The sequence below is a fragment of the Microcystis sp. LE18-22.4A genome (genome assembly GCF_027531105.1).
GTDB lineage: Bacteria > Cyanobacteriota > Cyanobacteriia > Cyanobacteriales > Microcystaceae > Microcystis > Microcystis aeruginosa.
On sequence record NZ_JAPZRB010000311.1, the window covers coordinates 1 to 5,411 of the forward strand.

5 protein-coding genes are annotated in these 5,411 nt (G+C 45.8%); all 5 read left to right on the forward strand.

Annotated features, from left to right (window positions below; translation table 11 throughout):
- Window positions 1–301: 301 nt before the first annotated feature.
- The 5 genes from secY (at window position 302) to O9295_RS14010 (ending at window position 5,269) form a co-directional block, all read left to right on the forward strand.
- On the forward strand, window positions 302–1,621 hold the full coding sequence (gene secY, locus O9295_RS13990; protein ID WP_147071403.1) for a preprotein translocase subunit SecY: 1,320 nt from the start codon (window positions 302–304) through the stop codon (window positions 1,619–1,621).
- A 69-nt stretch (window positions 1,622–1,690) separates the two neighbouring features.
- The gene (locus O9295_RS13995) at window positions 1,691–2,257 is read left to right on the forward strand and encodes an adenylate kinase (RefSeq protein ID WP_287973270.1); all 567 of its coding nucleotides are present in this window, start codon (window positions 1,691–1,693) and stop codon (window positions 2,255–2,257) included.
- Between the two features lie 871 nt (window positions 2,258–3,128).
- A complete protein-coding gene (locus O9295_RS14000) occupies window positions 3,129–3,815 on the forward strand; it encodes an ATP-dependent Clp protease proteolytic subunit (RefSeq protein WP_002746650.1) in 687 nt (228 codons plus the stop codon).
- A gap of 35 nt (window positions 3,816–3,850) precedes the next feature.
- Window positions 3,851–4,450: an ATP-dependent Clp protease proteolytic subunit gene (locus O9295_RS14005; protein WP_002734165.1), complete on the forward strand. Its 600-nt coding sequence runs from the start codon at window positions 3,851–3,853 to the stop codon at window positions 4,448–4,450.
- 171 nt (window positions 4,451–4,621) lie between these two features.
- On the forward strand, window positions 4,622–5,269 hold the full coding sequence (locus tag O9295_RS14010) for a discoidin domain-containing protein (protein ID WP_147071413.1): 648 nt from the start codon (window positions 4,622–4,624) through the stop codon (window positions 5,267–5,269).
- Window positions 5,270–5,411 lie beyond the last annotated feature (142 nt).

Genomic DNA, 5,411 nt, shown 5'->3' on the forward strand with positions numbered 1-5,411 from the left:
GGAGTCAGTATTCAGGAGTCAGTATTCAGGAGAGTTTTTTTATTGATTCTTCCCACGTCCCCACTAGCCACACCCTACTCCCAACTCCCGACTCCCCACCCCCTACACCCCACACCCCACACCCCACACCCCACACCCCACACCCCACACCCTACACCCCACACCCCACACCCCACACCCAACCCCCAAGACCTGATTGCTATATCATAAGAAAGACAGGGGAAATCTTAAAAAAATCGAGAAAGTTTTCCCCCTCGATTACTTTTTCCCATAAAAAAAACTGCACTAGAGGTAACTGTTAATGGTCGTTAGTCGTGATAAGGCTCCCACGGCACAGGAAACGTTTATGCAAATGGCACAGGCGGCTGGTTTACGCGGTCGCTTGTTGATTACATTGGGTTTACTGATTCTGCTCCGTTTTGGGATGTTTGTACCGATACCCGGTTTGGATCGGGCAAGATTAGCAGAAATTATTCAAGGTAACGCCGCTTTGGGAATCCTTGACCTGTTTACCGGGGGAGGATTATCGACGTTAGGGATTTTTGCCCTCGGCATTCTTCCCTATATCAACGCCTCAATTATCGTGCAACTGCTCACCGCTGCCCTTCCTTCTTTGGAAGATTTACAGAAAAATGAAGGAGAAGCAGGACGGCGAAAAATTGCCCAAATTACCCGTTATATTGCCTTTGGTTGGGCAATTATTCAAAGTATCGGCATTACTCTCGGTTTATTGGTGGCTAACGGCGTTGTGGCCGGAACTTTACCCTCGATCGCTGCTACGGTTCTCGCTTTAGTGGCGGGTTCTATGTTCGTGATGTGGATTTCGGAACTGATTACGGAACGCGGTCTGGGAAATGGAGCATCTTTGTTGATTTTTGTCAACATTGTCGCTGTTTTACCAAAAACCCTCGGTGATACGATTACTTTTGCTCAACAGGGTGGCCGACAAGCGATCGCTCAAGTGGTGATTCTCTTGCTGGTTTTCTTGGTGATGATTATCGGCATTGTTTTTGTTCAGGAAGGAACCCGTCGGATTCCGATTGTTTCTGCCCGTCGTCAGGTGGGTCGTCGTCTCTATCGGGAAAGAACCAGTTATCTACCCCTACGACTCAATCAAGGGGGCGTGATGCCGATTATTTTCGCCTCGGCAGTGTTGGTGTTACCTTTCCAATTGGTGCAAGCTTTACCCACGGATAACCCGGTCGGTCAGGTTTTAGTCCAGTTGGTTAATGCCCTGCGTCCCGATAGTTGGGGTTATGTGGCTTTTTATAGCTTACTAATTCTCGGTTTTAGTTTCTTCTACGCTTCCCTGATCGTTAACCCCAAAGATATGTCCCAAAACCTGAAAAAAATGGGGGCCAGTATTCCGGGGATTCGACCTGGAACCGCTACTACTAATTATCTGGAAGGGGTGCTGAATCGTCTCACCCTTTTGGGCGCTCTCTTTTTAAGTTTGGTGGCTACCGTGCCGACTTTGGTAGAAAGCGCCACCGGTGTCACCACTTTTCGCGGTTTGGGGGCAACTTCCCTGTTAATTCTGGTGGGGGTGGCGATCGATACCGCCAAACAAATTCAAACCTATGTCATGTCTCAACGCTATGAGGACATGATTAAACAGTAGTTAGATAGTCAGCCAGTGACCTTTTAGCGGTTACTGGTTATTTTTTCCTTAAAACCCTATATTTAATCCATGAGCAAACGGATCGGTGTGATATTTTTGGGACCGCCCGGATCGGGAAAAGGTACCCAAGCGGCAAAATTAGCGGCATCTCTGACGATTCCCCATATTTCTACCGGTGAAATTTTACGTCAAGCAATTACAGAGAAGACAGAACTTGGTCAACAAGCACAAGCTTATGTGGAAAAGGGCGAATTAGTCCCCGATGAGTTGTTATTAGGTTTAATTCAGGAACGTTTAAAACAGCCTGACAGTGCTAAGGGTTGGATTCTTGATGGTTTTCCCCGCACGGTGGCACAGGCGAGCTTTTTAGACGCATTACTGGAAGAATTGGCCGATAGTTACACATTTGTGGTTAATTTGGCTGTACCAGATACGGTCTTAATTGAGCGTCTCATGCAACGCGGTCGTCAAGATGATACTAAAGAAACGATCTCCCGTCGCCTACAGGTTTATATCGACCAAACTGCCCCCGTTTTAGATTATTACGGTCAAAAAGGCACTCTTAACCATATCGACGGTAATCAACCGATGGACGCGGTTACTGCCGCTTTAACAGCAGTTGTCACTCCTGTTTAAAGTTTCTCTCAGATCATCAATTCAGTCATCAGTCATCAGTGATCAGTAATCAGTGATCAGTTATCAGTAATCAGTGATCAGTAGGTTGGGTTGAAGCATGAAACCCAACGCCCGCATGGGTTACGCTACCGCTAACCCATCCTACAAATAATTGTGCCTCCCTACTTATACTAAATCCAGTTATTAAAAACTGATTATTTATTCCCTCTTTTGCCTCTTGCATGAGTGCCTGTCCTGATATGTAGCCTATACTCAACGGATTTAGTATTATAAGTTTTTTATATCAAACAAGCTTTAATAGTTGAGCATATTAAAATTTACATTTCGCAATATTTACCTTTTCTTAGGAATTTATTGAAAATAATTCTCATTTGTTTACGAGGTTGCAATACTTCCAGCGATTATGGTATAATTTCGCAGTATGAGATGATGGGATGTTCTGTGCTTTTTGGGGTTTTTAGCTGTCTGTTGAGCCTGAAAACCGTTGCTAAATCTACACTAACCTATTTAAGAACAGTAACAACTGGCGGTTAAAGAGCCTTTTTTAAGCCAACCCGTTGATCAATTAATTGTGTAGTTTTGTTGCAAAGAGAAAGTTTTTTTGACAAAAAGAACAGAATATGCTGCGAGTCCATCTATTTTAAGTCTGATCGCAGTTATCTTAATGGTGAGGTACAAAGTTTTCACACCCTACACTCTACACCCTACACCAGGCTCTCCCATACCTTTTAAAGAGAATTTAGTATTAGATCTGCGGGCAGTCGATGAGGGATTCCTGGAGACGAACCTAGCTAAAAACACCCCCACAGAATCGGTCAACCCGATTACGTTAAAATCAAAAGCAGGATACTGTGTATGACGGAAAAACTCGATGAACTCAGTGATTAAAGCGGTACAAACTGCCTATTATGGGGATGCAGCCTATCGGACACCACCACCGGACTTAGAATCTCTCCTGCTCAAAGAGAGAATTGTCTATCTGGGGTTGCCCTTATTTTCCTCCGATGATGTCAAGCGCAATGTCGGGGTGGACGTGACGGAATTAATTATCGCGCAACTGCTTTACCTGCAATTTGACGATCCCGAAAAACCGATTTTCTTCTATATCAACTCTACCGGCACATCCTGGTACACGGGGGACGCGATCGGCTACGAAACCGAAGCTTTCGCCATCTGTGACACCCTCAACTACATTAAACCTCCCGTTCATACTATCTGTATCGGGCAGGCCATGGGAACTGCAGCGATGATTCTTTCTGCGGGAACCAAGGGTTTTCGCGCCTCCTTACCCCACGCTACCATCGTTCTCAACCAAAACCGCACTGGGGCGCAAGGACAAGCCACCGATATCCAGATTCGCGCCAAAGAAGTAATCGCCAACAAACAGACGATGTTGGAAATTTTCTCGAAAAATACGGGTCAAACCACCGAAAAACTGGCGAAAGATATGGATCGCACCTTCTATCTCACCCCACAACAGGCGAAAGACTACGGATTAATCGATCGCGTTCTCGAAAGTCGCAAGGAACTACCGAAACCCCTCGCCCAAGTTAGTTAAGATTTATTACAAATTAGCAGGAGTTGTTACCAATTATGCCTATCGGTGTGCCAAAAGTTCCCTACCGTCTGCCGGGTAGCCAATACGAACAGTGGATTAGCATTTACAGCCGTCTTTCGGTGGAACGCATTCTTTTTTTGGGGCAGGAAGTCACCGACGGGTTAGCCAATGCCCTTGTGGCCCAAATGCTTTATCTCGACTCGGAAGACCCCACTAAACCCATCTATCTCTATATCAACTCGCCGGGGGGTTCCGTTACCGCCGGTATGGCCATCTACGACACCATGCAGTACATCAAAGCGGAAGTGGTGACTATTTGTGTGGGATTAGCGGCCTCTATGGGGGCATTTTTACTGGCTTCCGGTAGTCCGGGTAAGCGTCTCGCCCTTCCCCATGCGCGGATTATGATTCACCAACCCATGGGCGGAACCGGGCGCCGGCAAGCGACGGATATCGACATTGAAGCTAAGGAAATCCTGCGTATTCGCCAGCAATTAAACGAAATTATGGCTAATCGCACCGGACAAACCATCGAACGCATCGAAAAAGACACGGACCGCGATTATTTCCTCTCCGCCGAGGAAGCCGTCGCCTACGGTTTAATTGATAAGGTGGTGGAGGGAAGACCGGCTTAAGTCAGTCAGAGGTTAGAACAGGCGAGAAACCTGTTCTAACCTTTTTTTCTGATAATAAACCTGGCTTCTTTACCATAAAAAATGGGAAAAAACTGTATCAAAATTAGCAGAAATGGGCAAAAAAAAAAAAAAATAAAATCATTTCCGTTAATTATTGAAGGAAATTTGCCGATGAAACTCGCCATTAAGCCCCTTGTTTTATCCACTGCCACTTTAGGGTTAATATTTGGGGTGACACAAAACGCCCAAGCCGCTCTGATTACAGGAGTTACTGCTTCCACCGATATGGGTGTTGTTAATCCTGCTGATGTTAATATAGCCGATACTGTCAATGGAAGAGGGTTGCCAGGTAATACACCAAGTCTGACGGGGAATCATGCTACGGCAATTGGAGGTAATGCTTGGCTGTCAGCGCCGAACATTGTCACTGGTAATGTCACTTTTAATCTCAATGGCAGCTATAGCCTCGCTGGTTTTAGCTTCTGGAACTTCAATCGGGACATCTTCACTGCCGGAATTAAAGATGTGACTGTTCAATCCTCCACCAATGGTACAACTTGGACTACTATAGCCGGTGCTCCTGTTCAGTTTGCTATCGCAGCTAACGCTGCTATACCTCCGGCGGTGTACAGCTTTTCTCCGGTTACTGCGTCCTTTGTCCGGTTTGTTGTTGCTAGTAACTGGGGATGGACCGGTTCTAATGCCGGCTTCTCAGAGGTTCAATTTGATGGAACTCCCATTCCCGTCCCTGAACCTTCTTCCTTGCTTGCTCTGTTAGCCTTTGGTTTAGCGGGTGTTGGTTTCAGAAAAAGAATTTAAGGGTTCTTCGTTACTTGGTATGGTTCGATAGGGGGGCATAAATCGACTAAATCCTTATCTGGCAAGAGACTTAATTGATTAGTTCGCTCTAGAGCAAAAACAATTGACAAAAATCGCTAAATGCCTTTCTATATAAGGGTTC